The 25,020-nt window shown below is 72.4% G+C and carries 25 protein-coding genes, 1 tRNA gene and 1 riboswitch; of the genes, 12 read left to right on the top strand and 14 right to left on the bottom strand.

Going from position 1 to position 25,020, the window contains the following annotated elements; all coding sequences use genetic code 11:
- Positions 1 to 99: 99 nt before the first annotated feature.
- Positions 100 to 1,674 (bottom strand): RNA polymerase sigma factor, encoded by a 1,575-nt coding sequence (locus ACIBEA_RS13310; RefSeq protein ID WP_399260197.1) that lies wholly within the window; start codon positions 1,672 to 1,674, stop codon positions 100 to 102.
- A 213-nt stretch (positions 1,675 to 1,887) separates the two neighbouring features.
- A complete protein-coding gene (locus ACIBEA_RS13305) occupies positions 1,888 to 2,652 on the bottom strand; it encodes a class I SAM-dependent methyltransferase (RefSeq protein ID WP_399260195.1) in 765 nt (254 codons plus the stop codon).
- Between the two features lie 81 nt (positions 2,653 to 2,733).
- Positions 2,734 to 2,843: riboswitch (ZMP/ZTP riboswitch) on the top strand.
- A 76-nt stretch (positions 2,844 to 2,919) separates the two neighbouring features.
- On the opposite strand from ACIBEA_RS13305, the gene ACIBEA_RS13300 reads away from it, so the two are divergent.
- From ACIBEA_RS13300 to ACIBEA_RS13290, 3 genes are all read left to right on the top strand, one after another.
- The gene (locus ACIBEA_RS13300) at positions 2,920 to 3,765 is read left to right on the top strand and encodes a bifunctional 5,10-methylenetetrahydrofolate dehydrogenase/5,10-methenyltetrahydrofolate cyclohydrolase (protein ID WP_399260809.1); all 846 of its coding nucleotides are present in this window, start codon (positions 2,920 to 2,922) and stop codon (positions 3,763 to 3,765) included.
- Between the two features lie 158 nt (positions 3,766 to 3,923).
- Positions 3,924 to 5,459, top strand: coding sequence for a peptide MFS transporter (locus ACIBEA_RS13295; protein ID WP_399260193.1), 1,536 nt, complete (start codon positions 3,924 to 3,926; stop codon positions 5,457 to 5,459).
- Positions 5,460 to 5,627: 168 nt separating this feature from the next.
- The gene (locus ACIBEA_RS13290) at positions 5,628 to 6,032 is read left to right on the top strand and encodes a hypothetical protein (protein ID WP_399260191.1); all 405 of its coding nucleotides are present in this window, start codon (positions 5,628 to 5,630) and stop codon (positions 6,030 to 6,032) included.
- Here the strand turns inward: ACIBEA_RS13290 and ACIBEA_RS13285 are convergent.
- Positions 6,018 to 6,815 carry a helix-turn-helix domain-containing protein gene (locus ACIBEA_RS13285; RefSeq protein WP_399260189.1) on the bottom strand — a complete coding sequence of 266 codons (798 nt, stop codon included), beginning with the start codon at positions 6,813 to 6,815 and terminating at the stop codon, positions 6,018 to 6,020. The genes ACIBEA_RS13290 and ACIBEA_RS13285 overlap by 15 nt on opposite strands.
- A 101-nt stretch (positions 6,816 to 6,916) precedes the next feature.
- On the opposite strand from ACIBEA_RS13285, the gene ACIBEA_RS13280 reads away from it, so the two are divergent.
- The gene (locus tag ACIBEA_RS13280) at positions 6,917 to 7,222 is read left to right on the top strand and encodes a 4a-hydroxytetrahydrobiopterin dehydratase (RefSeq protein ID WP_399260187.1); all 306 of its coding nucleotides are present in this window, start codon (positions 6,917 to 6,919) and stop codon (positions 7,220 to 7,222) included.
- Positions 7,223 to 7,263: 41 nt separating this feature from the next.
- Complete coding sequence (locus tag ACIBEA_RS13275) at positions 7,264 to 7,998, top strand: class I SAM-dependent methyltransferase (RefSeq protein ID WP_399260807.1); 735 nt, start codon at positions 7,264 to 7,266, stop codon at positions 7,996 to 7,998.
- A gap of 49 nt (positions 7,999 to 8,047) precedes the next feature.
- Here ACIBEA_RS13275 and ACIBEA_RS13270 read toward each other — a convergent pair whose 3' ends face one another.
- From ACIBEA_RS13270 to ACIBEA_RS13245, 6 genes are all read right to left on the bottom strand, one after another.
- Positions 8,048 to 8,455, bottom strand: a complete 408-nt coding sequence (locus ACIBEA_RS13270) for an RICIN domain-containing protein (RefSeq protein ID WP_354383167.1) — start codon at positions 8,453 to 8,455, stop codon at positions 8,048 to 8,050.
- A 5-nt stretch (positions 8,456 to 8,460) separates the two neighbouring features.
- Positions 8,461 to 9,303 carry an aldo/keto reductase gene (locus ACIBEA_RS13265; protein ID WP_399260185.1) on the bottom strand — a complete coding sequence of 281 codons (843 nt, stop codon included), beginning with the start codon at positions 9,301 to 9,303 and terminating at the stop codon, positions 8,461 to 8,463.
- Positions 9,304 to 9,457: 154 nt separating this feature from the next.
- Entirely contained in the window at positions 9,458 to 10,276 is an 819-nt protein-coding gene (locus tag ACIBEA_RS13260) for an ABC transporter ATP-binding protein (RefSeq protein WP_399260183.1), read from the bottom strand.
- Positions 10,273 to 12,957: an ATP-binding cassette domain-containing protein gene (locus ACIBEA_RS13255; RefSeq protein WP_399260181.1), complete on the bottom strand. Its 2,685-nt coding sequence runs from the start codon at positions 12,955 to 12,957 to the stop codon at positions 10,273 to 10,275. Before ACIBEA_RS13255 ends, ACIBEA_RS13260 begins: the two co-directional genes overlap by 4 nt.
- Positions 12,958 to 12,967: 10 nt before the next feature.
- A complete protein-coding gene (locus ACIBEA_RS13250; protein ID WP_399260179.1) occupies positions 12,968 to 14,242 on the bottom strand; it encodes an ABC transporter substrate-binding protein in 1,275 nt (424 codons plus the stop codon).
- A 122-nt stretch (positions 14,243 to 14,364) separates the two neighbouring features.
- Positions 14,365 to 16,188: an AMP-dependent synthetase/ligase gene (locus tag ACIBEA_RS13245; protein ID WP_399260177.1), complete on the bottom strand. Its 1,824-nt coding sequence runs from the start codon at positions 16,186 to 16,188 to the stop codon at positions 14,365 to 14,367.
- Positions 16,189 to 16,909: 721 nt separating this feature from the next.
- Here ACIBEA_RS13245 and ACIBEA_RS13240 point away from each other — a divergent pair.
- A complete protein-coding gene (locus ACIBEA_RS13240) occupies positions 16,910 to 17,485 on the top strand; it encodes a hypothetical protein (protein WP_399260175.1) in 576 nt (191 codons plus the stop codon).
- Between the two features lie 156 nt (positions 17,486 to 17,641).
- On the opposite strand, the gene ACIBEA_RS13235 is transcribed toward ACIBEA_RS13240, so the two are convergent.
- Together ACIBEA_RS13235 and ACIBEA_RS13230 are read right to left on the bottom strand one after the other, a co-directional pair.
- Entirely contained in the window at positions 17,642 to 17,791 is a 150-nt protein-coding gene (locus ACIBEA_RS13235) for a hypothetical protein (RefSeq protein ID WP_399260173.1), read from the bottom strand.
- Positions 17,792 to 17,812: 21 nt separating this feature from the next.
- Complete coding sequence (locus ACIBEA_RS13230; RefSeq protein WP_399260805.1) at positions 17,813 to 18,673, bottom strand: LysR family transcriptional regulator; 861 nt, start codon at positions 18,671 to 18,673, stop codon at positions 17,813 to 17,815.
- A 201-nt stretch (positions 18,674 to 18,874) separates the two neighbouring features.
- Between ACIBEA_RS13230 and ACIBEA_RS13225 the strand changes: the two genes are divergently transcribed.
- The 3 genes from ACIBEA_RS13225 (at position 18,875) to ACIBEA_RS13215 (ending at position 20,919) form a co-directional block, all read left to right on the top strand.
- Entirely contained in the window at positions 18,875 to 19,927 is a 1,053-nt protein-coding gene (locus ACIBEA_RS13225; RefSeq protein WP_399260803.1) for a bile acid:sodium symporter family protein, read from the top strand.
- Between the two features lie 9 nt (positions 19,928 to 19,936).
- The gene (locus ACIBEA_RS13220) at positions 19,937 to 20,353 is read left to right on the top strand and encodes a (2Fe-2S) ferredoxin domain-containing protein (protein WP_399260171.1); all 417 of its coding nucleotides are present in this window, start codon (positions 19,937 to 19,939) and stop codon (positions 20,351 to 20,353) included.
- A 173-nt stretch (positions 20,354 to 20,526) separates the two neighbouring features.
- Entirely contained in the window at positions 20,527 to 20,919 is a 393-nt protein-coding gene (locus ACIBEA_RS13215; RefSeq protein WP_399260169.1) for a hypothetical protein, read from the top strand.
- Here ACIBEA_RS13215 and ACIBEA_RS13210 read toward each other — a convergent pair.
- Together ACIBEA_RS13210 and fdhD are read right to left on the bottom strand one after the other, a co-directional pair.
- The gene (locus ACIBEA_RS13210; protein ID WP_399260168.1) at positions 20,893 to 21,606 is read right to left on the bottom strand and encodes an SRPBCC family protein; all 714 of its coding nucleotides are present in this window, start codon (positions 21,604 to 21,606) and stop codon (positions 20,893 to 20,895) included. The two genes, ACIBEA_RS13215 and ACIBEA_RS13210, sit on opposite strands and share 27 nt — an antisense overlap.
- 192 nt (positions 21,607 to 21,798) lie before the next feature.
- Positions 21,799 to 22,638 (bottom strand): formate dehydrogenase accessory sulfurtransferase FdhD, encoded by an 840-nt coding sequence (fdhD, locus tag ACIBEA_RS13205; RefSeq protein ID WP_399260166.1) that lies wholly within the window; start codon positions 22,636 to 22,638, stop codon positions 21,799 to 21,801.
- A 220-nt stretch (positions 22,639 to 22,858) separates the two neighbouring features.
- Between fdhD and ACIBEA_RS13200 the strand changes: the two genes are divergently transcribed.
- Positions 22,859 to 23,800: a beta-ketoacyl-ACP synthase III gene (locus ACIBEA_RS13200; protein ID WP_399260164.1), complete on the top strand. Its 942-nt coding sequence runs from the start codon at positions 22,859 to 22,861 to the stop codon at positions 23,798 to 23,800.
- A 230-nt stretch (positions 23,801 to 24,030) separates the two neighbouring features.
- Positions 24,031 to 24,118 (top strand) — tRNA-Leu (locus ACIBEA_RS13195).
- Positions 24,119 to 24,204: 86 nt separating this feature from the next.
- Here the strand turns inward: ACIBEA_RS13195 and ACIBEA_RS13190 are convergent.
- Positions 24,205 to 24,534, bottom strand: a complete 330-nt coding sequence (locus ACIBEA_RS13190) for a hypothetical protein (protein ID WP_399260162.1) — start codon at positions 24,532 to 24,534, stop codon at positions 24,205 to 24,207.
- Positions 24,535 to 24,761: 227 nt separating this feature from the next.
- On the opposite strand from ACIBEA_RS13190, the gene ACIBEA_RS13185 reads away from it, so the two are divergent.
- Complete coding sequence (locus ACIBEA_RS13185) at positions 24,762 to 24,896, top strand: hypothetical protein (protein ID WP_399260161.1); 135 nt, start codon at positions 24,762 to 24,764, stop codon at positions 24,894 to 24,896.
- Positions 24,897 to 25,020 lie beyond the last annotated feature (124 nt).

Below are 25,020 nucleotides of genomic sequence, written 5' to 3'. Positions count from 1 at the left end.
CGTAGGCCCGGGCGCGCGAAAGCCCGCGCCGTACCGCCGGCCCGTGTCGCGAACTGCGACGCGGGCGGCCGGTACGGCGCGGGCTTTCGCGCGGACCTCTTAGTCGAGGTAGTCGCGCAGCACCTGGGAGCGCGACGGGTGGCGCAGCTTCGACATGGTCTTGGACTCGATCTGGCGGATGCGCTCACGGGTGACCCCGTACACCCGACCGATCTCGTCCAGCGTCTTCGGCTGGCCGTCGTTGAGGCCGTAGCGCATGGAGACCACGCCCGCCTCGCGCTCCGAGAGCGTGCCCAGGATGGACTGGAGCTGCTCCTGGAGGAAGGTGAAGGAGACCGCGTCGGCCGGGACGACCGCCTCGGAGTCCTCGATGAGGTCACCGAACTCGCTGTCGCCCTCCTCACCCAGCGGGGTGTGGAGCGAGATCGGCTCGCGGCCGTACTTCTGGACCTCGATGACCTTCTCGGGGGTCATGTCGAGTTCCTTGCCCAGCTCCTCCGGGGTGGGCTCGCGGCCCAGGTCCTGGAGCATCTGGCGCTGCACGCGGGCGAGCTTGTTGATGATCTCGACCATGTGCACCGGGATGCGGATGGTGCGCGACTGGTCGGCCATGGCGCGGGTGATCGCCTGGCGGATCCACCACGTGGCGTACGTGGAGAACTTGAAGCCCTTGGTGTAGTCGAACTTCTCCACCGCGCGGATCAGACCGACGTTGCCCTCCTGGATCAGGTCCAGGAAGAGCATGCCGCGGCCGGTGTAGCGCTTGGCCAGCGAGACCACGAGGCGGAGGTTGGCCTCCAGCAGGTGGTTCTTGGCCCGGCGCCCGTCCTCGACGAGGATCTCCAGCTCGCGCTTGAACGCGGGCTTGTGGTCCTCCTCCTCTTCGAGCTTGTACTCGGAGAAGAGGCCCGCCTCGATGCGCTTGGCGAGCTCGACCTCCTGCTCGGCGTTGAGCAGCGGCACCTTGCCGATCAGCTTGAGGTAGTCCTTGACCGGGTCGGCGGTGGCGCCGGCCACCATGACCGTCTGGGCCGGGGCGTCGTCCTCGTCGTCGTCCGACAGCACGAAGCCCTGGGTGCCCGCCTTCGCGGGGGTGGTCTCCTCCGCCTCGTTGGCGAGGTCCTCCTCGGCCCACTCCTCGCCCTCGGCCGCGGGGGTCTCGCCCTCGTCGCCGTCCTTGGCGCCCTTCTTCGTGGCGGCGGTCTTCTTGGTGGCCGTCGCCTTCTTCGCAGCGGTCTTCTTGACCGTCCGCTTCTTCGGCTCGGCCGCGGCCTCGGCCGCCGCCTCCTCCTCGGTCACGGAGGCCGACGGAGCGGATATCGCCGCCGCCGTGGCGGTGGCCGCGGTCTTGCGCGCGCCGATGGGGCGCGGCGCGGCGGCCTTCTTGGTCACGGTGCGGGCCGGCGCGGCCGCCGCCTTGCGGGCCTTCTTGGCGGGGGCCTTCGCGGCCGGGGCGGCGCTGACGTGCAGCGCGACGCCCTCCTCGTCCAGGACCTGGTTCAGGCTGCGCAGGACCCGCTTCCACTGGTCCACCGGGATGCGGCCGGCCTCGAAGGCCTGGCGCACGTCGTCACCGTTGATGTGACCCTGCTCGCGGCCACGCTCTACGAGCGCGACCAGGGCCTCGGATTCGGCGATCTCCGGAGGGAACGTACGGGACGGGCTGAGCGACACAAGGAGCCTCTCGTTGCGGCAGATATAAGGGCGGGACGGGACATCATCGCGCGAACTCGTGGAACGAGCCCGAGGGGGGTCGTTATTCCGGCGCCGCGCGAGGACACCTGTCGGTTCATCGCATGCCCGAGTCGATTCGTTACGCCATGAATTGAGTGACCTGCGCCACGCTGTGTCCGTGCAACCTTTCGGCCGCGAATTCGTCGGCCCCTTTCATCGTCCCGGTTTGCGGGCCTCGATGAGGAATCGGGCGGTGTTCGCAACGAACGGGCCCTCGCGCTCGATCCGTTCGTGGAGCTCACGGAGCCGGTCCCGGTACTGGTGGACCGTGAAGCCGGGCACCATCCAGATGACCTTCCGCAGGAAGTAGATCACGGCTCCGATGTCGTGGAACTCGGTACGCAGCTTTTCCGACCGCAGGTCGACCACCTCCAGCCCGGCGGCGGCCGCGGCGGCCACCGCGTCGTCGGGGTGCCGGCCGCGCCGGACCTCCTGCGGCTGCGGCCCGAGGAAGTACTCGACGAGCTCGAAGACGCTCGCCGGTCCGACCTGCTGGGAGAAATAGCGGCCGCCGGGCCGCAGCACGCGGGCGATCTCGTCCCACCAGACGGTCACCGGGTGCCGGCTGCTCACCAGGTCGAAGGCCTCGTCGCCGAAGGGCAGCGGCGGCTCGTCCGGGTCCGAGACCACGACCGCGCCCTTCGGGTGCAGCAGCCGGGTCGCCTTGTCGACGTTCGGCGGCCACGACTCGGTGGCCACCATCAGCGGCGGCAGGGGGCCCGCTCCGGCGAGCACCTCGCCCCCGCCGGTCTGGATGTCCAGGGCGGCCCCTGCGCCCGCCAGGCGCTCGCCCAGCAGCCTCTGGTAGCCCCAGGAGGGGCGCTGCTCGGTCGCCCGGCCGTCTAGCCAGGAGAACTCCCAGCCGTCCACGGACACGGACTCGGCTTCGGCGACGAGCTGATCGAAATGAGGTGTCATGCCGCGATCGTCCCAGCTGCACCCCTTGTGATCCACTCGATTCTCCGCCTCGTGGCCGACCTCGGGTTTCGACTACAGTGGTCGGCGGGCCGTGACTGGCGCTTGGGTGGATCACCACCGGGGAGCGGCCCGACGCAGTGCGGCACCGAGGTGTCCCGCTCCGTCGACTGCCGCGCGCCTGGGCGATCCGCGATCCCGCAGCGACGTTCAGGAGACCCCGTGACGACTGCCCAGACCGTTCCGGCACAGGACCGTACCGCCGAGCTGATGGACGGCACCGCCCTCGCCCGCCGCATCTCGGAGCGCACCGGCGCCCTCGCCGCCGAGCTGACCCGCCGCACCGGCACCGCCCCCTGCCTCGCGACCGTCCTGGTCGGCGAGGACCCCGCGTCCGTGACGTACGTACGCATGAAGCAGAACCGTTGCGCCAAGGCGGGCATCACCTCCCGCCACGTCGAGCTCCCGGCCTCCACCACGACCGAGGAGCTGGTGACCACCCTCACCGCGCTCTCGGTGGACCCCGAGGTCAGCGGCATCCTGTTGCAGCACCCGGTGCCGCACCACATCGACGAGCGCGCCGCCTTCGAGGCCATCGCCCCGGGCAAGGACGTCGACGGCGTCACCATGCACTCCTTCGCCGCCATGGGCTTCGGGCTGCCGGGCTTCGTGTCCTGCACCCCGGGCGGGATCATGCGGCTGCTCGCCGCGTACGAGGTCGACCTGGCCGGCAAGCACGCCGTGGTCGTCGGCCGCAGCGCGATCCTGGGCAAGCCCGCCGGGATGCTGCTGCTCGGGCAGAACGCCACCGTCACCTACTGCCACTCCCGCACCGAGGACCTCCCCTCGATCATCCGCCAGGCGGACGTGCTGGTCGCCGCCGTCGGCAAGGCCGAGTTCATCCGCGGCGAGGACATCAAGCCCGGCGCGGTGGTCCTGGACGCCGGCTACGACGGCAACCGCGGCGACGTGCACTTCGAGTCGGCCGCCGCGCGCGCCTCGCTGATCACCCCGGTCCCCGGCGGCGTCGGCCCGATGACCATCGCCGTCCTGCTGGAGCAGACCGTGCAGGCCGCCGCGGCCCAGGCCGGGCTGAGCCTGGCCGACCTCGGCTGAGCCCACCGGGACCTCCTGCCCACGCCGGAGCCGCACGCACGACGAACGCCCCGGGCCCAACGGTCCGGGGCGTTGCGCATGCCCCCGCGCCGACCGAAAGGACGATCCGGGACGCCCCACCGGGGCGCTGCACTGAATATGTGAACGGATCGATGGATATGCAGAAGCAGGGTCGCGCGCCCGAGCCGGACCGGCGGGCGGGCGCGCCCGCCACCGGTGCGGGCCGGGGCCGCCACCCCCGTGGACTGGCCACCCTCGTGCTCGCCGAGCTGTGGGAGCGCTTCAGCCTCTACGGCATGGTCGCCATCCTGGTCCACTTCCTCGCCGCCTCGCGCGGCCACGGCGGCATGGGCCTCCACGAGGGCACCGCCGAGGCCGTCGAAGGCGTCTACATGGCGATGATCTCGCTGCTGGCGCTCCCGGGCGGCTGGATCGCCGACCGCTTCCTCGGCGCCCGCCGCGCCGTCCTGTGGGGCGGCGTCGTCATCATGGCCGGGCACGTCCTGATGGCCGTCCCCGACCCGGCCTTCGTCTGGCCGGGCCTGGTCCTGATCGTCATCGGCACCGGCCTGCTCAAGCCCAACATCTCCGCACTCGTCGGCCGGCTCTACGCCGCCGACGACGACCAGCGGCGCGACGCGGGCTACTCGATCTTCTACATGGGTATCAACCTCGGCGCGGTCATCGCCCCGATCGTCGTCGGCTACCTCGGCGAGGAGGTCAACTGGCACCTGGGCTTCGGCGCCGCCGCCGTCGGCATGGCCCTCGGCCTGCTCCAGTACGTCCTCGGCGGCCGCCGCCTCACCGCGCAGCTGCGCGCCGAGCCGGTGGTCCGGCTGACCCCGGCCGAGCGCCGCCGGGTGCGCCGCACCGGCACCTACGGCGTCGTCTTCACCGCCGTCCTGATCGCCCTGCTGGCCGCCGGGCACGCTCTGAGCATCGACAACATCACCTTCGTGCTCACCCTCGTCGCCGTCGTCGTCCCGGCGGGCGTGCTCCTCTCGATGTACCGCAGCCCCAAGATCACCCCGGTCGAGCGGATCCGGCTGCGCGCCTACGTCTGGCTCTTCCTGGCCGCCACCCTCTTCTGGCTCGTCTACGACCAGATGGGCAACGAGCTGAACCTCTTCGCCGCCCAGAAGACCGACCTGAGCCTGCTGGGCCGGCACGTGCCGGCGAGCTGGACCCAGTCCCTGCCCAGCCTGTTCGTGATCGTCCTGGCCCCCGTGTTCGCCGCGTTCTGGGTGCGCCGCGGCCGTCACATGAGCACGCCGCTCAAGTTCGGCCTGGCCCTGCTGCTGACCGGTGCCTCCTTCGTGGTCATGTCGGGCGCCGCCGCCATCGCCTCCACCGGGGTGAAGGTCTCCCTGATGTGGCTGGTCGGGGTCTATGTGATCCAGGTCATGGGCGAGATGTGCCTGAGCCCGGTCGGCCTCTCGGTCACCACCAAGCTGGCGCCCCGCGCCTTCACCAATCAGATGATGGGTGTCTGGTTCCTCGCCGCCGCCACCGGCGACGCGATCGGCGCCCAGCTGCCCCGGCTCGACGCGGTGATCGGCCAGAGCCTGAACTTCCTCTGGCAGGGCGCCGCGGTGATCGCCACGGGCGCGGTCATGGTCTTCTTCGCGGGCCGCCTCAAGATCCTGACGGGCGAGGCCGCGGCTGCCCGGGAAACGGTCGGCGCCGCGGCGTAGGGGGTGTCCGGCGGGCATGACCCGCGGGGTAATCGACCCGGCGGGCGGCGGACGGGAGAGTGGGGGCACCGGCTCCCGGGCCGCCGCACTGCGGCCCGGGAGCCGGCTTCCGGGACCCGTACCCGCCGCCCCGCCCGAACTCCCCGACCCCACGGAGGCTGATCCGTCATGTCCGCGACCCCGCTCACCACCCGCGCGCCGCTCACCCCGCTGCGCCGGGTCCTGGCCCTGGACGCCGTCGTCACCGGCACCAACGGGCTGGCCTACGCCCTCCTCGCCGGACCGCTCGCCCAGCTGCTCGGGGTGGAGCGCACCCCGCTGCTGGTGCTCGGCGTCCTGCTGGCCGGGTACGGCGCGGCCGTCGGCCTGCTCGCCGCCCGCGGCCGGCCGGCCCCGGCCCTGGTCATGGCGGTCATCGAGATCAACTGCGCCTGGGTGGTGCTGAGTCTGCTCTCGCTCGCCCTGTGGTTCGACCCGACGACCGCCGGGCTGGTGTGGATCCCGGCGCAGGCCGCGGTCGTCGCCGCCTTCGCCGTCCTCCAGTGGGTGACGAGGACCTCAAGTACCCAGTGAACGCAGGTACTTCGCCGTCGCCGGATCGGCCGGCAGCAGGGTCTCGATGGCCAGCTCGGCGACGGTCACGTCCATGGGCGTGTTGAAGGTGGCGATGGTCGAGACGAAGGACAGCGGCTGCCCCTCGTGCACGATCCGCAGCGGGAGCGCGAAGGGCGCCGCCGCAGGGTCGGCGGGATCCCCCGGGTCCATGGGATCGGAGTGACCCGCGACGGGGTACGCCGCCACCTCCTCGTACAGCGCGCGCAGCGGCTCCGAACGGGCCAGCGCGACCTGCCGCTCCATCTGGGCCAGCAGGTGCCCCCGCCACTCCACGAGGTTCTGGATCCGCGGCGCCAGCCCCTGCGGGTGCAAGGTGATCCGCATCGCGTTCAGCGGCGGCGCGAGCAGGTGCTCCGGCAGCCCGTCCAGCAGGACGGCGATGCCCCGGTTGGCCGCGACGACCGTGTACGTACCGTCCACCACCAGCGCCGGATAGGGCTCGTAGGCGGCCAGTATCCGATCCAGCCCCTCCCGCAGCGCCGCCATCTGCGGCGCGTCCAGGGGGGTGTGCGGGTAACGCGGCGCGTAACCGGCGGCCAGCAGCAGGGCGTTGCGCTCGCGCACCGGCACGTCGAGCCGCTCGGCCAGCCGGACCACCATCTCCTCGCTCGGCCGGGACCGGCCGGTCTCGACGAAACTGATGTGCCGGGCGGAAGAATCGGCGCGGCCGGCCAGCTCCAGCTGGCTGATGCCGCGCCGCTCCCGCCAGGAGCGGAGCAGGGGTCCCACGGACGTCGTCATACGAGTGACGTTAACCCGGGCGCGCCACCGCACGAACGGTTCGCTCCGGCGTGCGCTGTGCGAACCTTGACTCCACGTCACGGGGACAAAGGAGCCGGCGCATGTCGAGTCAGCCGCTGTCGCAGAAGGAGATCGAGGACCGGTTGCGGGAACTCCCCGGCTGGGCCTTCGAGGACGACCGGATCGTCCGCACGTACCGGCTCGGCACGCACATCGCGGCCAGCGCCCTGGTCGCCCACATCGCCGCCGTCCAGGACGAGTTGAACCACCACTCCGACCTGAGCCTGGGCTACAACACGGTCCGCCTGGCGGTGAACACCCACAGCGCCGGCGACGCGGTGACCGAGACCGACTTCGCACTCGCCGAGCGCGTACAGGCCCTCGCCCCCGCCCACGGCGCGAGCTGATGCCGGCCCACCCACCCCATCCGGCCCACCTGGCGAAACCGCTGCTGGACTACGACGCGCAGGCCCGGGACTACGACGCCACCCGCGGCGGAGCCCCGCGCGCCGAGGCCGCCGCCGAAGCCCTCCTCGGCCTGCTGCCGCCCGGCACCCGCACCCTGCTGGACCTCGGCTGCGGCACGGGCATCGTCACCGCCCGGCTCGCCCGGCCGGGCCTGCGGGTCTTCGGGGCGGACAGCTCGTACGGGATGGCCGCGCGGGCCGCGGAGCGCGGGGTCCCCGTGATCCTCGCCTCCGGCACCCGGCTGCCCGTGCGCACGGCCGCGCTGGACGCGGTCGGCGCCGTGTGGCTGCTGCACCTGCTGCGCGCACCGGGCGCGGTGGAGGCTCTGGTCGCCGAAGCGGCCCGGGTGCTGCGCCCCGGCGGGGCGTTCGTGACGACCGTGGACAAGGACGCCGCGCACGACGTGGGCAGCGACATCGACGCGGTGCTCGCCCCGCACCTGACCCCGGCTCCGGCCGATGCGAGCGCGGACGTGACGGCGTACGCCGCCGCGGCGGGCCTGCGCCCGTACGCGGGGGCCGCCTTCACCGGCCACGGCCAGGGCCGCACCCCGCGCCAGGCCGCGGCCGACCTGCTCGCCGGCCGCTTCGCCTCGCGGGTCGGCCCGCGCGGGGTCACGGCGGCGCAGCTCGCGGCGGAGCTGGCGGCGCTGCCCGATCCGGACCGGCCGCGCGCGGATCCCGGCTACCGGGTCCTGGCCTTCGCCCGGGCGTGAGGACCGCGGGGCGGGGCGGAGCCGGTGGCGCCGCCCCGCCCCGCGGACGTCACACGGGCTCCAACCGCCACCACTGGGCCGGCGAGTCGGTGTCCTCGGCCTGGCGGGCCCGGCCGTCCTCGGCGGCCTCCAACGGCAGCCCGCTGATGCAGGCGACCAGGGAGACCACGCCCGGCGCGTCCAGGTGTTCCTCGACGAGCCACTCCTGCGCGCCGAAGGCGTTCGCCCGCCACAGCTGGACCCGGGCGCCGCTCTCCGTCGAGGCGTTCGCGACGTCGAGCCGCTTGCCGTTCAGCGCGCTCACCACGTGGAAGACCGCGCCGCCGCTGTGCACCGGCGCGACCTCCCACCGCTGGGCGTCCGGCAGGGGCGGCGGCCCCTGTGGCCCGACGCGCACCCGCCACGTGCCCTCGACCTCCAGCAGCAGACCGCTGGCGACGTTCCGGATGAGGTACACGCGGCTCAGGCGTCGAAGCCGACCGGGTCGGGGCCGATCCGCCCGCCCGCCGTGGACAGCGCGTCGAGCGCGGCGAGGTCCTCGGCGTCCAGCTCGAAGCCGAAGACGTCCAGGTTCTCGCGGATGCGGGCCGGGGTGACCGACTTCGGGATCACGACGTTCCCGAGCTGGAGGTGCCAGCGCAGCACCACCTGGGCGCCGGTGCGCCCGTGCTTGGCGGCGACCGCGGCGACCGCCGGCAGGGTCAGCAGTTCCTTGCCCTGGCCCAGCGGGGACCAGGCCTCGGTGGCGATCCCGAGGTCGGCGTGCACGGCGCGCAGCTCGGCCTGGGCGAAGAGCGGGTGCAGCTCGACCTGGTTGACGGCCGGGACCAGGGAGCTCTCGGCGGCGAGGCGCGCCAGCTGCGGCTGCCCGAAGTTGGAGACGCCGACGGCCTTGGCGCGGCCGCTCGCGGCGATCTCCTCGAAGGTCTTCCAGATGGCGAGGTAGTCCTCGCGCATCGGGCGCGGCCAGTGGATCAGGTACAGGTCGACGTGGTCCAGGCCGAGCTTGGCGAGCGAGGAGTCGAACTCGCGCAGGACGTTGTCGCGGCCCCAGGTCTCGGACGGCCCGTTCCACAGCTTCGTGGTGACGAACAGCTCCTCGCGGGGCAGGCCCGAGGCGGCGAGCGCCTTGCCGGTGCCGGCCTCGTTGCCGTAGATCGAGGCCGTGTCGATGCTGCGGTACCCGGCTTCCAGGGCGCTCCCGACGGCCCGCTCGGCCTCGGCGTCCGGGATCTGCCAGACGCCGTAGCCGAGCTGGGGCATGAGCGTGCCGTTGTTGAGCTTGATGGTGGGGACCTGGTTCACGTCTGGTCGTTCCCTCGACTCGGTGCGGTTGGTGCGGTGCTGCGGTCGTACGGAACCCGCGCGGGCCCCTCGGTCGTACGGGCCCGAGGTGCCGTACGAGCGGCGACAACCGGCCGCGCGGGCACTCTATTCCCGCCCCACGCGCCCCGCCGCCTCACGCGCCGCCCAGGTAGGCCTCCCGGACCCGCGGGTCCGCCCGCACCCGCGCCGCCGTGCCCTCGGCCAGCACCGTTCCCAGGTCCAGCACCACCACCCGGGCACACAGCTCCATCACGAACGCCACGTTGTGCTCGACCAGCAGCACCGCGCACCCCTCCTCCGCGGCCAGCCGGCGCACCACCGCGGCCAGCTGCTCCCGCTCCGGCGCCGACATCCCCGAGGCGGGCTCGTCCAGCAGCAGCACGCGGGGCGGGTCCGCGACGGCCCGGGCCAGCTCCACCATGCGGGCCCGGCCCACCGGCAGGCCGCCCGCGTACTGCGCCCCGAGCGCCCCGAGCCCGCAGTCGGCCAGCACCCGCTCCGCCCGCGCCCGCCGCTCGCGCTCGCGGCGGCGCCTGGTCGGCGAGCCGACCAGGTCCGCGACGAGCCCGCCGCCCCCGCCCCGCCACTCCTGGGCCACCAACAGGTTGTCGGCGACGCTGAGCTGTCCGAAGAGCTGCTGGCGCTGGAAGGTGCGGCGCATCCCGTGCCGGGCGCGCCAGACGGGGGAGCGGCGGGTGACGTCCGCCCCGTCGAGCAGCAACCGGCCGTCGTCCGGCCGCCGGATGCCCGACAGGACGTCGAAGAGGGTGGTCTTGCCCGCCCCGTTCGGCCCGATCAGCCCGCACACCTCGCCCGCCCGGACGCCGAGCGATACCCCGGTCAGCGCCCGGACCCCGCCGAAGCGCACGCTGACCCCGCGGGCCTCCAGGACGTACGGGCCCCCGTCCGGCGCGGGGGCCCGGGTCGCTCCCGCCGTCGTGATCCGTGTCATGTGCCGATCCCCAGGTAGGCCTCGGTGAGCCGGTCCGCCTCCACCTCGGTGCGCGGTCCGCACCAGGAGACCCGGCCCTGGGACAGGTAGGCGACGGTGTCGGCGATGCCGAGGATCTCGGCCGCCTTCTCCTCCACCAGCAGCAGCGCCGTGCCCGCGTCGCGCAGTTCGGCGAGCAGCCCGTACACCTCCTCCACCACCCGGGGCGCGAGCCCGAGCGAGGGCTCGTCCGCGATCAGCACCTCGGGCGGTCGCTGGAGCAGCGGGGCGAGCGCGAGCATCTGCTGCTCCCCGCCGGAGAGGGACCCGGCGGCCAGCGCGCGGCGCTCGCGCAGCCGGGGGAAGCGCGCGTACACGGCCTGTCGGGCGCGGGCGTCGGGGAGGTACAGGGCGAGGTTCTCCTCGATGGTGAGCGAGGGGAAGATCCCGCGCCCCTCCGGTGCCAGCAGCACCCCGGCCCGGGCCCGGCGCACGGGTCCGTCGCGGGTCGCGTCGCGCCCGCCGACGTACACGGCCCCGCCCGAGGCCCCGAGCAGCCCGGCGGCGACCTTGCAGGCGGTGCTCTTCCCGGCGCCGTTGGGACCGAGCACGGCCAGGATCTCCCCGCGCCGCACGGTGAGGTCCACCCCGTGCAGCACGGCCGCGCCGTCGTAGCCGGCGTGCACCCCGCGCAGTTGGAGGGCGGCGTCCGGGTCGGGCGCGCGGGGCGCGGGCTCCGCCGCCGCACCGGGTGCGGGATCCGCCGTCGCCGCGGCCGCGGCCGCTGTACGGGCGGCCGCGCGCCGGCGGGCGAGGCGGCCCGGGAGCGCCGCGCAGTACCCGTCCGGATCGTTGGCGAGGGCGACCCCGGCCAGCCCGAAGAGGATCACCGGCAGATAGGTCGAGGTGGTCACGTAGTCCGCCAGGACCCGCGGAGCCACCGCGAAGACGAGCCCGGCGACCACCGCGTACTGCGGCCTGCGCACCCCCGCCGCCACCACCACGGCCAGCCACACCAGCCCGGTCAGCGCGGTGAAGTCGGTCGCCGTGATCCGGGTGTTGTACGAGGCGTAGAGCACGCCCCCGAAGCCGGCCAGCCCCGCCGACACCGTGCACAGCAGCAGCTTGGTGCGCAGCACGGACACCCCCGAGGCCACGGCCGCCGCGGGGGCGGACCGTACGGCGAGCATCGCCCGCCCCGACGGGGAGCCGCGCAGCGCGCTCAGGGCGGCGGCCACCAGCGCCACCAGCACCATCAGCGCCACGCCCATCGCCCGGTCGTCGGAGAGGTCCACCGGCCCGAACACGGGCCGCGGCACGGCCCAGCCGGTGTCCCCGTTGCGCAGCCACGGCAGCTGGAAGAGGACCTGGTCGGCCAGGAAGGCCAGCGCGAGGGTCGCCAGCGCCAGCGACCGGCCGCCGAGCCGCAGCGCGGGGAGCGCGACGAGCGCGCCGAGGGCGGCGGCCGCGACGGTGCCGGCCGCCAGGGCCAGGAAGAAGGGCCAGCCGTGGCTCATCAGCAGCCCGGCCACCAGCGCCGCGCCGGTCACAAAGGTGGCCTGGGCGAGCGAGACCATCGAGCCGAGCCCGGTGAGCACGGTGAAGGACATGAACACCAGCGCGATCGCCAGCCCTTGGGCGATCAGCCCGCTCCAGAACGGCGTGGTCACGGTGTACAGCGCCACGCAGACGAGCACCGCGCCCGCCGCCCACGGCCCCCAGCGCCGCCGCCACGGGGCTCCCGCCAGGTGGTCCGGCGGGGGCGCGTCGGCCGCGGCGGTGCCGGCCGTCCGGGCCCGCCGGGTCAGCACCAGCAGCCCGACGAAGAGGATCAGGAAGGGGACCGCCGTCCGAAAGCCCGTGATCCGGTCGGTGAAGGTCGCGTACCCGGCGACCAGGTTCTGCAGGACGCCCAGGCCCAGCCCGCCCGCGAAGGCGAGCGGTACGGAGACGAACCGCCCGATGACCGCGGCCGTCGCGGAGACGAAGAGGAACAGGGTGATGTCGTGCGCGGACAGGCCGAGCAGGGGAGTGGCGAGCACCCCGGCGAGCCCGGCCAGTCCCGAGGCGATCATCCACGCGATCGAGGAGAGGCGGTCGGCGCCGATCCCGCGCAGCTCGGTCAGCGAGCGGTCGTCGACGCAGGCGCGCAGCCGCAGCCCGAGCCGGGTGTGGCGCATCAGCACCCACAGGGCCACCGCCACCACGGCCGTCACCACCCAGGTGATCAGCTGGTCGGAGTCGATGCCGACCCCGGGCAGCGGTTCCCAGGACCGCGCGGGGCTGGGACCCACTCCGGGCAGCCCGAACTGGTTCTCCGCGGGCACCACGTCGGCGCCCGCGTCCGCCAGCAGGCCCACCGCCCACAGCCCGGCGGCGGGCAGCGCGACCAGCAGCCCGATGGTCGCGACGATCTGCGCGCTCTCCCCGACCCGGGCGAGGCGCCGGAACATCAGCCGGTCCAGCCCCCAGCCGAGACCGGGGGCCAGGACGAGGACGACGAGCAGGGCCGCCGGGACGGCCGGCCAACCGAGCCCCGAGTGCAGCTCGTAGAAGGTGAGCGCGCACAGGTAGGCGGTGGCGCCGTGCGCGAAGTTGAAGAGGCCGGAGGCCGAGTAGGACAGCACCAGCCCGGTGGCCAGCAGCGCGTAGAGGGCGCCGGAGACCAGACCGCTCAGTACGAAGAGGAGCAGATCGACCATGGGGCTGCCCCTACTTGAAGGGGATGGGTTCGTAGCACTTGAACGGTACGGAGACCTCGTACGCCCCGTTCTTGAGCTGTACGAGCGCCCCGCAGCCGAAGCTGTTCTTCTGCCCCAGCGGCTCGGCCCGGTCGCCGACCAGGGTCCCGGTGTCGGAGAAGCCCTGGGCGGCGGCCTGGAAGGAGTCCACGGTCAGCTCCCGGCCCGCCTTCCGCGCGATCGACACGAAGAGGTCCGCCGACATGTACCCGGTCAACATGTGCATGTTCAGGGGGACTTCCTTGCCGCCCGAGGCGGCCTTGATGTCGGCCTTGAACTGCGCCATCTTCGCGTCCGGCGACTCGAAGGGCTCGAACTGGAGCAGGACGTACACCCCGTCGAGGGCCTGCTTGGTCGCGTCCTTGGCGAGCAACCCCGGGTCGTAGTCGGTCGGGTCGGACAGCAGCCCCTGGTAGCCGGCGCGCTTGAGGGCGGTGAACAGCCCGATGTTGTTCGGGGTCTGCATCACGGAGACGACGGCGTCGGGCGCCTTGCCGCCGTTGGCGGAGAGGATGTCTTTGACGTACGCCGACCAGTCGCTCGGCACGGCCGTGCCCGGTACGCTCGCCTTGGCGTAGGAGACGGTGAAGCCGGCGCTCGCGAAGCCCTGCGAGAAGGTCCGCACGCCGAACTTGCCCGCGTCGCTGTCATTGGCGATGACGGCGACGGACTTGCCCTTCGCCCCGCCCAGGACCTGGCCGATGCCCTCGGGCCAGGTCTGGTTCAGGGTGCCGCCGGGGGTGGGGACCAGGCAGCCGTTGAAGCCGTAGATGTGCTTCGGTCCGCAGAAGGCGGGCGTGGTGCCCCAGCCGAAGGTGGGGACCTTCTGCTGCTCCAGGAAATCGGCGCCGGAGAAGGTCACCGAGCTCATCGGGGAGACGGCGAACACCTTGTCCTGCTGCACCAGTTTGCGGGCGGCCGCCAGGTTCTTGGCGGGGTCCTGGCCGTCGTCCTCCGCGCCGATGTAGTCGATCTTCCGTCCGTTCACCCCGCCCTCCGCGTTGGCCCGCAGGTAGCGCGCCTTCGCCCCGAGGTCGGTGTCCTTCTTGCTGTAGCCGCTGGCGGAGGTCATCGACACGATGCCGCCGACCTTGATCGAGGTGCCGCTCACCCCGCGGGCGGCTCCGGCGCTCGTGGTCGAGCCCGTACCGGAGGGCGAGGAGGTGTTCTTGGCAGCGGAGTTGCAGGCGGAGACGAGCGCGAGGACCGCCGCGGCAGCGGCGAGGGTGCGGATCGGACGCAGCATGGATGGAGTCCCCTCCGGTCGGAATCCCCGCATTCTGTGCGGCACCTGACGACTCGTCAATATCAATGACAAGTAAAATGACGAACCGTCAGGTTGCCGTTGGGGTGCCGTGGGGGAGCCCGTCAGCGCTGGTAGAGCGCCGCCACCTCCTGCTCGTACGCCGCCTCGATCGCCCGCCGCTTGAGCTTGAGCGAAGGGGTCAGCAACCCCCGCTCCTCGCTGAACTGCTCGGGCAGCAGCCGGAAGGTACGGATCGACTCCGCCTGTGACACCCGGGTGTTGGCGGTCACCACCGCCCGCCGCACCTCCGCCATCAGGTCCTCGTCCCGCACCAGCTCGGCCGGGGGCAGCTGCGGGCGGCCGCGCATCGCCAACCAGTGCGCGACCCCCTCCATGTCCAGTGTCAGCAGCGCGGCGATGTACGGGCGGTCGTTGCCCACCAGCACGCACTGCGACACCAGCGGGTGCGCCCGCACACGCTCCTCCAACACCGTCGGCGAAACCGACTTCCCGTTGGAGGTCACCAGGATCTCCTTCTTCCGCCCGGTGATCGTGAGGTAGCCGTCCGCGTCGAGCCGCCCCAGGTCCCCGGTCGCCAACCAGCCCCCGCGCAGCGCGGCTCCGCTCGACGGCGGGTCGTTGAGGTAGCCCGAGAAGACGTGCGCCCCGCTCAGCCAGACCTCTCCGTCGTCCGCGATGTGCACCGAGGTGCCCGGGATCGGGTGGCCCACCGTCCCGTACTTCGTCGCCCCCGGCGGATTGGCGGTCGCCGCGGCGCAGGACTCGGTCAGCCCGTAGCCCTCGAAGACGGTGACCCCCGCGCCGTCGAAGAACAGCCCGAGCCGCCGCGACATCGCGGAGCCGCCCGACATCGCGTAGCGGATGCGGCCACCCAGCGCCTCGCGGACCTTCCCGTACACCAGCTTGTCGAAGAGCTGGTGCTCCATCCGCAACGTCGCCGACGGGCCGGGACCGCTGCCGAACGCCTTCTGCTCACGGGCCTCGGCGTAGCGCACGGCCGTCTCCACCGCCCGGTCGAAGGGACCGGTGCGCCCCTCCGCCTCCGCCTTGCGCCGAGCCGCCGCGAACACCTTCTCGAAGACGTACGGAACCCCCAGCACGAACGTCGGCCGGAACGCCGCCAGGTCGGGCATCAGCTCGGCCGCTGCCAGCACCGGCTGGTGCCCGAGCTTGACCCGGGACCGGATCGCCGCGACCTCCACCATCCGCCCGAAGACGTGGGCGAGCGGGAGGAAGAGGAGGGTGGAGGGCTCCTCGCCCGACTTCGCCCGGAACACCGACTCCCAGCGGGTCACCAGGGTGTCCGCCTCGTACATGAAATTGGCGTGGGTCAGCACGCAGCCTTTGGGGCGGCCGGTGGTGCCCGAGGTGTAGATGACCGTGGCCACGGCGTCCGGGGTGACCGCGCCGCGGTGGCGGTGCACGACGTCGTCCGACACCCCCCGCCCGTCCGCGACCAGCTGGTCCAGGGCGCCCGCGTCCAGCTGCCACAGCCGTTGCAGCTGCGGCAGGCCCTCGATCACCGAACCCACCGTCATCGCCTGGTTCTCGTCCTCGACCACCACGGCCGTGCATCCGGAATCGAAGAGGATCCAGTACGCCTGGTCGGCGGCGGCCGTGGGGTAGACGGGCACGGGCTGCGCGCCGACCGCCCAGAGCGCGAAGTCGAAGAGGGTCCACTCGTACCGGGTGCGCGCCATGATGCCGACCCGGTCACCGAAGCGGATCCCCTGCGCCAGCAGGCCCTTCGCCAGCTCCAGCACCTGCGCGCACAGCTGCGCCGAGGTGACGTCCTGCCAAACCCCGTCGGTCTTGCGGCCGAGCACCACCCGGTCCGGGTCCTCGCGGGCGTACTGGAAGACGGCATCGGCCAGGCCCCCGACGGGCGCGGCCGTCACGACGGGTGGGACGGTCATCTCGCGCACAGCCGACTCCTCTCGGCACGACTCCGCTCCGTACAGCGCCGGTGACGGTACCCCAGGTCGGGTCCCGGGGGGAGGGGGTCCGGGAGACCGCTTTCGCCGCCATCATCACTGGTCAGCGGGGAGTACCAAGGCGCGAACGCCCCCACGGGGAAGACCTGCGGCGAATCTCCACGAGACCTGCGCGCTGCGCGCACGGGTGGCGGGGCGCGAGCGGACGGAGCAGTTCGTCCTGCGGTACCCGTGCCCCCACGGCGGCGTGCCGGCGCACGCGCGCCTGTCGGCGTTTCCGCAGCGCGCGGAGTCCCTGACCGCATGGGAGGCGAACGCCCCACCCATGGTCAGCGCACCGAGCACGAGCGGGATGAGGATGCCCCCCGTCGCACTTCCCGCAGTGGCCGTTGCCGTCGACCGGGCGGTCAGCCAGCTACCGGCCGCACCTCCACCGGCATCAGGAGTCAGGAACTGCGTCACTGGCTGAAGATCGGCCGGGATCGCCGGTCGGCCCTTCGCGGGCGGGTTGTCCGCGGACAACACCGTTGTCCGCGACTTCGAGCGTCCTGACCAGCGCACTCGTGTCCGGTGGCTCCCGGCCAACTCCCGTCCCGCGAAGGGTTCTCGGCGGGACGGGGCGCCGAACGAGCTCCCTGCCCCGAGCCCGGCCCGGCTCTGTGCGTGCGTCACGCCCACCGGGACCGGCCCATCGGACAACGACAGGAGACCCATGTCATCGATGCGCATGCGTACGCGGCTGACCGCACTCGGCGCCGTACTTCTCGGAGCAGTGGCCATGGCGGGCCCGGCACAGGCGGCAGCAGGCAACACGGCCGAGCAGGCACGGGCCCCGTTCGCGGCACAGGCCCGCACGGCGGGTCTGAACGACAGCCAGGCCGATGAGCTCCAGCGCCGGATCGACGCGGCGCTGCGGGCCACCGGCGGCGAGCAGGTGGGCGTGAACAAGATCGACCTCGATCACAAGGCCTCGCTGATCCTGCCCCTGCCGGGCGAGAGGCAGGCTCGCGAGGTCTCGGACGCGGGCATCCTCGGGGAACCCTGCTACCGCGGCTGGGCATGTCTGTACCAGTACGAGAACTTCGAGGGCGCACTCGTGCGGATGTACGAGTGCGGGAAGGTGGGCAACCCCTGGTGGGGCACGGGCTCCTGGCAGAACCAGCAGCCGTCCAACTACCGCATGAAGTTCTACGACCGCAGCGGCCGCCTCGGCTGGACCTCGCCCGGCGGCTACAGCGAGGACCGTCACGCACCCCTGGACTGGGTCGGATACGTGAGCGCCTGCTGATCGCGCCCCCGCACGCCACGTCCCCGCCGGGCGGCCCGGTAACGGGGGCCGAGCGGGCACGGCCGTTCGTACGGGGGGCGGCCGTGCCCGGTTCTCGGGGATCCGCGGCGCCGAACAGCGGCGCGGCCCGGTCGCCCGCTACGACGGCGACTCGGCCTACACGAAACCAGGCTGTCCGGACTCGTCGAAACGGTGGACCGAGCGTCGCGGGAGGTCGAGGAACTCGGCGAGGTCGTCCGCGATCCGGTCGAACCCGGCGATCACGGAGTAGAGGAAATAGGCGTTGCCGACGTCGCTCATGTTCACGGGGGCCTCCCGGTGGGGGCGTCAGTCCGGGCGGGTCAGGCGGGCCGGGCCGGTGAGGATGGCGGTGGCCAGGGCGTCCGCGGCGGGGGTCGGGCGGCGCCCCTGGAGCAGCGCGAACTCCACCCGCCCCAGCTCCGGCAGCCCCGCACGGTCCGCGACCGGGACCAGGCCGGGCGGAATCAGCCCGCGGGTGTGGGCCATCACTCCGAGCCCGGCCCGGGCCGCCGCGATCAGACCGCTCAGGCTGCCGCTCGTACACGCGATCCGCCACGCGCGCCCGTCCCGCTCCAGGACCTCCAGCGCCCGGGCCCGGGTGATCCCGGGCGGCGGGTAGACGATCAACGGGACCGGCCGGTCCGGATCCACTCGCAGCCCGGCCGCACCGATCCACACCATCCGGTCCCGCCAGACGAGCCGCCCCCGCTCGTCCCCCGGCCCGCGCCGCTTGGCCAGCACCAGATCGAGGCGCCCCGCGTCCAAGCGCTCGTGCAAGGTCCCGGACAGCTCCACCGACAGCTCCAGGTCCACCTCGGGGTGCTCGTGCCGGAACCCCTCCAGGATCTCCGGCAGCCGGGTCTGCACGAAGTCTTCCGACGCCCCGAACCGCAGGCGCCCGCGCAGCCGGGTCCCGCTGAAGAAGGCGGCCGCCCGCTCGTGCGCCGCCAGGATGGTCCGGGCGAAGCCGAGCAACGCCTCGCCGTCCTCGGTCAGCTCCACGCGGTGCGTGTCCCTCAGGAACAGCGGCCGCCCCGTGGCCTCCTCCAGCCGCCGCACGTGCTGGCTCACCGTGGACTGGCGCACCCCGAGGCGCCCGGCGGCCTGCGTGAAGCTCAGCGTCTGGGCCACCGTGAGGAACGTACGCAACTGCACCGGGTCGTACATGCCCGTCATACCGGTCATGGCTCTCCACGCTATCGCAAATCGTGATGACAGTCAGAGCGGTGTGCATGTTTCCCGATGGCCACCGTGCCCCCGACCATGAAGGAGCGGCGCGACCACCCGGCCGCGACCCCGCCCGACAGCAAGTGCCCGACAGCAAGTGCCTGACAACCAGTGCCCGAGAGCAAGTGAGTGAGTACCGCCATGCGCCGCCGCCCGCAGATGCCCACGCTGCCCTCCTGGCTCCCGCTGGACCCCTACGTCCTGGCCCTGCTCGCCACCGTCGCCCTCGCCGCGCTGCTGCCCGCCCGCGGCGCGGCCGCGCCCGTCGCGGACGGTGCCTCCACGGCCGCCGTCGCGCTCCTCTTCTTCCTCTACGGGGCCCGGCTGTCCACCCGCGAGGCCCTCGACGGCCTGCGCCACTGGCGGCTCCACCTCGCCGTCCTGGCCTGCACCTTCGTCCTCTTCCCCGTGCTCGGCCTGGCCGCTCGGGCCCTGGTCCCCACCCTCCTGACACCCCCGCTCTACAGCGGCCTGCTCTTCCTCTGCCTGGTCCCCTCGACGATCCAGTCCTCGATCGCCTTCACCTCCATAGCCCGCGGCAACGTGCCCGCCGCCATGTGCGCCGGATCCTTCTCCAGCCTCGCCGGCATCTTCCTGACCCCGCTCCTCGCGGCCGGGCTGCTCGGCCACGACGCGGGCGGCTTCTCCCTCGACTCCCTGCTGAAGATCGTCCTGCAGTTGCTGTTGCCGTTCCTCCTCGGTCAGTCGCTCCGCCGCTGGGTCGGCGGCTTCCTCACCCGCAACCGGGCGGTCCTCGGCTACGTCGACCGCGGCTCGATCCTGCTCGTCGTCTACGCCGCCTTCAGCGCGGGCATGGTCGCCGGGATCTGGCACCAGGTGAGCGTGGCACGGCTCGGCGCCCTGATGGCGGTCGAAGCGGCGCTGCTCACCGTCATGCTGCTGGTCACCTGGTACGGCGCCGGCCGCCTCGGCTTCGACCGGGCGGACCGGATCGCCATCCAGTTCGCCGGGTCCAAGAAGAGCCTGGCGGCCGGACTCCCGATGGCCAGCGTGCTGTTCGGGGCGCAGGCGAGCCTCGCGGTGCTCCCGCTGATGCTCTTCCACCAGATGCAGCTGATGGTCTGCGCCGTGCTCGCCCGCCGCCGGGCGGCCGACGCGGACCCCGAACTCCCCTCCGACCGTGTGGTGGAGGTCTCCCGTACGGCCCAACACCCCGCCCCCGGGGCCCGGTAACGTGCGTCGGTGACCTGGATACGCCCCCACTCCGCCCGCGCCGAACGCCCCTGCACCCTGGTGGTGTGCCGCGGCTGCTGCTGCGGCGACCCGCGCAAGAACCCCGGGACCGACCACGCCGGTCAACTGGCCCGGCTCCGCGCGGCCGCCGAGGACTCCGAAGGCCGCCTCGCCGTCCGTACCGTCGACTGCCTCGGCCCCTGCGCGCAGGCCAACGTGATCGTCGTGCAGCCCGCGACCGAGGCCCGCCGCAGGGGCGCCCGCGCGACCTGGTTCGGCTGGGTCATGGACGACACCGCGACCGACGACATCGTCGACTGGGCCCTGGCCGGCGGCCCCGGCATCGCCCTCCCGCCGGACGCCCTCGACCTGCACCGCATCGAGCCCCCCGCCCCGAAGAAGACCGCCCGCGGCCGCAGACTCTAGCCGTGGGACCGACGACCGACCGACTGACCGACCGACTGACCGACTGACCGACTGACCGATCGGCTGGCCGGCCGACTGACTGATCGGCTGGCCGGATGGCTGACCGATCGGCTGGCCGGCCGACCGTGCGCCGAGCCGTTCGGTCAGTCCCTCCCGACCCCGGAGCTCTGGTGATGAGCGGTCTCCCCGCGGTGCCCGCGCAGGTCGCGTGGCACAGCACGGGCACCGGTGTTTTCCTCTACGCGGCGCGGGTCGAGGGGCGTTGGCTGGTCCTGCGCCTCAATGACTTTCCCGAGCATCCCCTGTACACCCTGTTCAACGACGCGCAGGTCATCGCTGACGTGGACGATGCCCCGACCGGTTGGCAGCTCTCGCCCCGGTCGGCGCTCCCGGTGCTGAGCGCCCCGGAACGTGCGCAGGTGCTCGCGGTCATGGCCGGTCTCGGCCCCTATGGAGCCGAAGCGGGCGCTCCGTGCGCGGGTGACTGGTGCACCTGCAGCATCCTCACCGACGAATACGCCGCCCGGCCGACGCTCCCGTCACGGCCCCCCTCGGATCAGCGCTGACACGCCGCGGTCGGATCCGGCTCCGGCTCCGGCTCCGGCTCCGGCTTCGGTGGTGGCCCCGGCTTCGGCGGTGGTCTTGAGGTCCTTCAGCCACGCTTCGAGGCCCTGGCGGAGGAGGGCGGTCGCCGTGGGGACGTCGGCGTCGACCTGGGGGCCGGTATGGGTCTCCTCGGTGGTGACCCGGACCCCGTCGCGGGTCGCGGTGAAGGTCCACACGTGCACGCCGTCGATGTGCAGTCCCTCGCCGACCGCGGGTCCCGTCCAGCGTATGCAGGAACGAGGGCTGAGCTGTTCGATCGTCGAGGTGATCTCCAGGCTCCGTGCCGGAGTCGGGTTGGGGGGCACCGGTGTGGTCCACCGGAAGGCCGAGCCCCTGCGGAGGGGGCCGTGGTCGAGGCGTTCGGCAGTGGTCACGGGAGCCTGCCAGGCGGGCCAGCCTTCGACGTCGCTCTGGAGCTTCCAGACCGTGCTCAGTGGTGCGTCGATGAGGATCTCGGCCCGGTGTCGCACGCGGGCGTCGGGGTCGACGCCGACCCCGCGGCAGGTCAGCGACCCGGCGGGCCGGAGGTGGAGGTCGGACACGGAGGCCGCCCCGGCGGGGGCCGCGGTGGTCCCGAGCAGGCCGATGGCGAGCGGCGCGGCTAACAGGGCGGCGCGGATGCCGCCCTGGCGGCGGATGTCGGACATGGAGTTCCCCTCACTTAGTGGCTCAATCGATGGTTAGAGGATATAACTCCATCGCAGCGAAGGGCAATAGTTTGCGTGATACCTTCTAACTTTCCCGAGTGGTGGTCGGCAGTCTTGGTCCGTAGCAGTGGTCCGTAGCAGTGTCCGCAGTGGCGGTCCGCAGTGGCGGTCCCGCGGTGATGGTCCGCGCCGCTACCGGGGCTCGGGCAGCAGGATCCGTTCCTCGCCCGCGTAGACGTTCATGTTCCGGCCGCGCAGGAAGCCGACCAGGGTGAGTCCCGACTCGACCGCGAGGTCCACGGCGAGCGAGGAGGGCGCGGAGACGGCGGCCAGCATCGGGATCCCGGCCATCACCGCCTTCTGCGCCAGTTCGAAGGAGGCCCGGCCCGACACCAGCAGCACCGACCCGGCCAGCGGCAGCCGACCCTCGCGCAGCGCCCGACCGACGATCTTGTCCACCGCGTTGTGGCGGCCCACGTCCTCGCGCACGTCCACCAGTTCGCCCGTCGCCGTGAACAACCCGGCCGCGTGCAGCCCGCCGGTGCTGTCGAACACCTTCTGCGCGGCGCGCAGCCGGTCCGGCAGTTCCGTGAGGAGGTCCGCCGCTATGCGCAGCGGGTCCGCGCCGATGTCCGGGAAGCGGCTCGCCGTGCGCACCGCGTCCAGGCTGGCCTTGCCGCACAGCCCGCAGGAGGACGTCGTGTAGACGTTCCGCTCCAGTGTGATGTCCGGTACCGGAACCCCGGCGGCGAGCTGGACGTTGACGATGTTGTAGGTGTTGCTGCCGTCCTCGGCCTGACCCTCGCAGTAGGTCACCGCGCGGACGTCCGAGGCGTGCGCCAGCACGCCCTCGCTCACCAGGAAGCCCACCGCCAAGGCGAAGTCGTCGCCGGGGGTGCGCATGGTGATCGCCAGCGGCTTCCCGTTCAGCCGGATCTCCAGCGGTTCCTCGGCGACCAGGGTGTCCGGGCGCGTCCCGACCACCCCGTCCCGGATCCGGACGACGCGGCGACGCTCGGTGACCCGTCCCATGGTGATCAGCCCACCCGTTCTCTCGTTCTCGCCGGTCCGGAGGCCGGCACCGGCCTGTCAGGTCCATTCTCCCGTATCGCTCCATACACGTGCTCCGCAGGAAGATCCTCCGGAATCTCCAAATTCCGCCGCACGAACCTGTCGGGTCACGCGCCCCCGTACCGGTCAGTAGCAGGCGAAGCTGGGTGATCCTGACTGCCGTACGAGGGGGATCCTGCCCATGACCGGTTCACGCGTGGTGGCTCTGGGGCACTACCAGCCCGCGAAAGTGATCACCAACGAGGACCTCGCGGCCATGGTCGACACGAACGACGAGTGGATCCTCTCCCGGGTGGGGATCAAGACCCGCCGCATGGCCGGTCCCGACGAGCCCGTGGACGAGCTGGCCTTCCAGGCCGCGGGCAAGGCCCTGGCGAGCGCGGGGCTGACCCCCGACGACATCGACCTCGTTCTCGTCGCGACCTCGACCGCGATCGACCGCTCGCCCAACATGGCGGCCCGCGTCGCCGCCAAGCTCGGCATGGGCGGCAACCCCGCCGTGATGGACATCAACGTCGTCTGCTCGGGCTTCACGCACGCCCTGGCCACCGCCGACCACGCCATCCGCGCCGGGTCCGCCACCCGCGCGCTGGTCATCGGCGCCGACAAGATGACCGAGATCACCGACTGGAGCGACCGCACCACCTGCGTGCTCACCGGTGACGGCGCGGGCGCCGCGGTCGTCGAGGCCTGCGAGGAGCCGGGCATCGGCCCCGTTCTGTGGGGCTCGGTACCGGAGATGGGCCATGCCGTCCGCATCGAGGGCAGCCCGCCGGTCTTCGCCCAGGAGGGTCAGTCCGTCTACCGCTGGGCCACGACCCAGCTGCCGCCGCTCGCGCGCAAGGCCTGCGAGCGCGCCGGGATCACCCCGGAGGACCTCGCCGGAGTCGTCCTGCACCAGGCGAACCTGCGCATCATCGAGCCGCTCGCCGCCAAGATCGGAGCCGTCAACGCGGTCGTCGCCCGCGACGTCGTCGACTCGGGCAACACCTCGGCCGGCAGCATTCCGATGGCCCTCTCCAAGCTGGTCGAGCGCGGCGAGATCCCCTCGGGCGCCCCCGTCCTGCTCTTCGGCTTCGGCGGCAACCTCTCCTACGCGGGCCAGGTCATCCACTGCCCGTGACTCCGCGCGTGACCCACTGCCCGTGACTCCATCGGGCCCGTCGGGCGCACGGCGTGTTGCACTGCGCGTACCAGCAGCGCAACAGGCTGTGCGCCCGACGGCCGCACGGGAGTCCGACGCCCGGTGCGCCGCCCCGCAGGCTGCTGACCACCATTTATATGGGCGGGGAGCACTCCGAAGCTTTGCTATGGTTGTCCTTGTCGCCACGGGAAACCGCGGCCGACCACCTTGTCCGGGTGGCGGAATGGCAGACGCGCTAGCTTGAGGTGCTAGTGCCCTTTATCGGGCGTGGGGGTTCAAGTCCCCCCTCGGACACCAGCAGAGACTCCAGTTGATCTGGGGTTTTTTGCATTTCTGGGGTGTGGCGTGACCAACCACGTGACCAACAGCCCAGCGATCTTGCCCTAGACCAGGGCGGACAGGCCGAGACGGCCCGCGCTGGACGCGGCCAGTCGCCGCGCCCCGTTCTTCCTGCTGTGGCCGTACCGGGCCATGGTGTAGCCCGGCGAGTGGTGCCGGACGTTCGCGGAGACCTCTACGGGGTTCTCCCCGGCCTCCAGATCGTTCGTGACCTTACTGTGCCGCCAGTCGTGGATACGGAAGTCCTCCGGCAGCCCCAGACGCGTCCGCAGAGTCCTCCAGCGGGCAGAGACCTTCTCGGGGTCCTGTGGGCCCCCTGCCTCGCCCCGGTGCAGCTTGAAGCCGTCACGGGCGAACACGAGGTCAGGATCCACTTCAAAATGTTCTCGAAGTTTCGAAGTGTGCGAGAAATCCATCGAAACAAAAGCGCATGGAGATGATTCCGGGCGGTAATCGCCACGGTGTGTTCGTCCTCCACCCTACGATTGCTGAGGCTCGCCAGTCTCGGCAGCAGGCGGACAAGATGCTGGCTCTGGTCCAGAAGCCGGCTCAGGCCGCGCCGTCCCGGCGCCGCAAGTACACCCCGGGGATGGAGTAGGTCATGGCTGACTGGATGGATGACGTTGAGGATGCCGAGGAGCTGCGGGTGGCTCAGCGGATGCGGGACTACGCCGCGATGCTCGGGCCGGAGTACGAGAAGCTGTGGCTTACCAAGTACGGTGCCCCCCTGGAGTGAGCCCGAGGACCTTCGGCCATGCCGGCGACGGGACCAAAGTCCTTCCGCGGGGCTACTTGTCGAGCGGGCAGGGCAGGCCGGGTTCGGCTCGGTTCGGAGAGCAGGTCACCAGCGCTACCGAGTG

It is taken from the genome of Streptomyces sp. NPDC051555 (genome assembly GCF_044454405.1).
Taxonomy (GTDB): domain Bacteria; phylum Actinomycetota; class Actinomycetes; order Streptomycetales; family Streptomycetaceae; genus Streptomyces.
The sequence above is the reverse complement of the archived record's forward strand: the minus strand, read 5'-3'. Positions and strand labels throughout refer to the sequence as shown.

Excerpts from the sequence above, each read along its gene's own strand:
- ACIBEA_RS13305 (WP_399260195.1), bottom strand. The coding sequence starts at position 2,652 with ATGACACCTCATTTCGATCAGCTCGTCGCCGAAGCCGAGTCCGTGTCC.
- ACIBEA_RS13300 (WP_399260809.1), top strand. The coding sequence starts at position 2,920 with ATGGACGGCACCGCCCTCGCCCGCCGCATCTCGGAGCGCACCGGCGCC.
- ACIBEA_RS13295 (WP_399260193.1), top strand. The coding sequence starts at position 3,924 with ATGCAGAAGCAGGGTCGCGCGCCCGAGCCGGACCGGCGGGCGGGCGCG.
- ACIBEA_RS13290 (WP_399260191.1), top strand. The coding sequence starts at position 5,628 with ATGTCCGCGACCCCGCTCACCACCCGCGCGCCGCTCACCCCGCTGCGC.
- ACIBEA_RS13285 (WP_399260189.1), bottom strand. The coding sequence starts at position 6,815 with ATGACGACGTCCGTGGGACCCCTGCTCCGCTCCTGGCGGGAGCGGCGC.
- ACIBEA_RS13280 (WP_399260187.1), top strand. The coding sequence starts at position 6,917 with ATGTCGAGTCAGCCGCTGTCGCAGAAGGAGATCGAGGACCGGTTGCGG.
- ACIBEA_RS13260 (WP_399260183.1), bottom strand. The coding sequence starts at position 10,276 with ATGACACGGATCACGACGGCGGGAGCGACCCGGGCCCCCGCGCCGGAC.
- ACIBEA_RS13255 (WP_399260181.1), bottom strand. The coding sequence starts at position 12,957 with ATGGTCGATCTGCTCCTCTTCGTACTGAGCGGTCTGGTCTCCGGCGCC.
- ACIBEA_RS13250 (WP_399260179.1), bottom strand. The coding sequence starts at position 14,242 with ATGCTGCGTCCGATCCGCACCCTCGCCGCTGCCGCGGCGGTCCTCGCG.
- ACIBEA_RS13240 (WP_399260175.1), top strand. The coding sequence starts at position 16,910 with ATGTCATCGATGCGCATGCGTACGCGGCTGACCGCACTCGGCGCCGTA.
- ACIBEA_RS13230 (WP_399260805.1), bottom strand. The coding sequence starts at position 18,673 with ATGTACGACCCGGTGCAGTTGCGTACGTTCCTCACGGTGGCCCAGACG.
- ACIBEA_RS13225 (WP_399260803.1), top strand. The coding sequence starts at position 18,875 with ATGCGCCGCCGCCCGCAGATGCCCACGCTGCCCTCCTGGCTCCCGCTG.
- ACIBEA_RS13215 (WP_399260169.1), top strand. The coding sequence starts at position 20,527 with ATGAGCGGTCTCCCCGCGGTGCCCGCGCAGGTCGCGTGGCACAGCACG.
- ACIBEA_RS13210 (WP_399260168.1), bottom strand. The coding sequence starts at position 21,606 with ATGTCCGACATCCGCCGCCAGGGCGGCATCCGCGCCGCCCTGTTAGCC.
- fdhD (WP_399260166.1), bottom strand. The coding sequence starts at position 22,638 with ATGGGACGGGTCACCGAGCGTCGCCGCGTCGTCCGGATCCGGGACGGG.
- ACIBEA_RS13200 (WP_399260164.1), top strand. The coding sequence starts at position 22,859 with ATGACCGGTTCACGCGTGGTGGCTCTGGGGCACTACCAGCCCGCGAAA.
- ACIBEA_RS13185 (WP_399260161.1), top strand. The coding sequence starts at position 24,762 with ATGGCTGACTGGATGGATGACGTTGAGGATGCCGAGGAGCTGCGGGTG.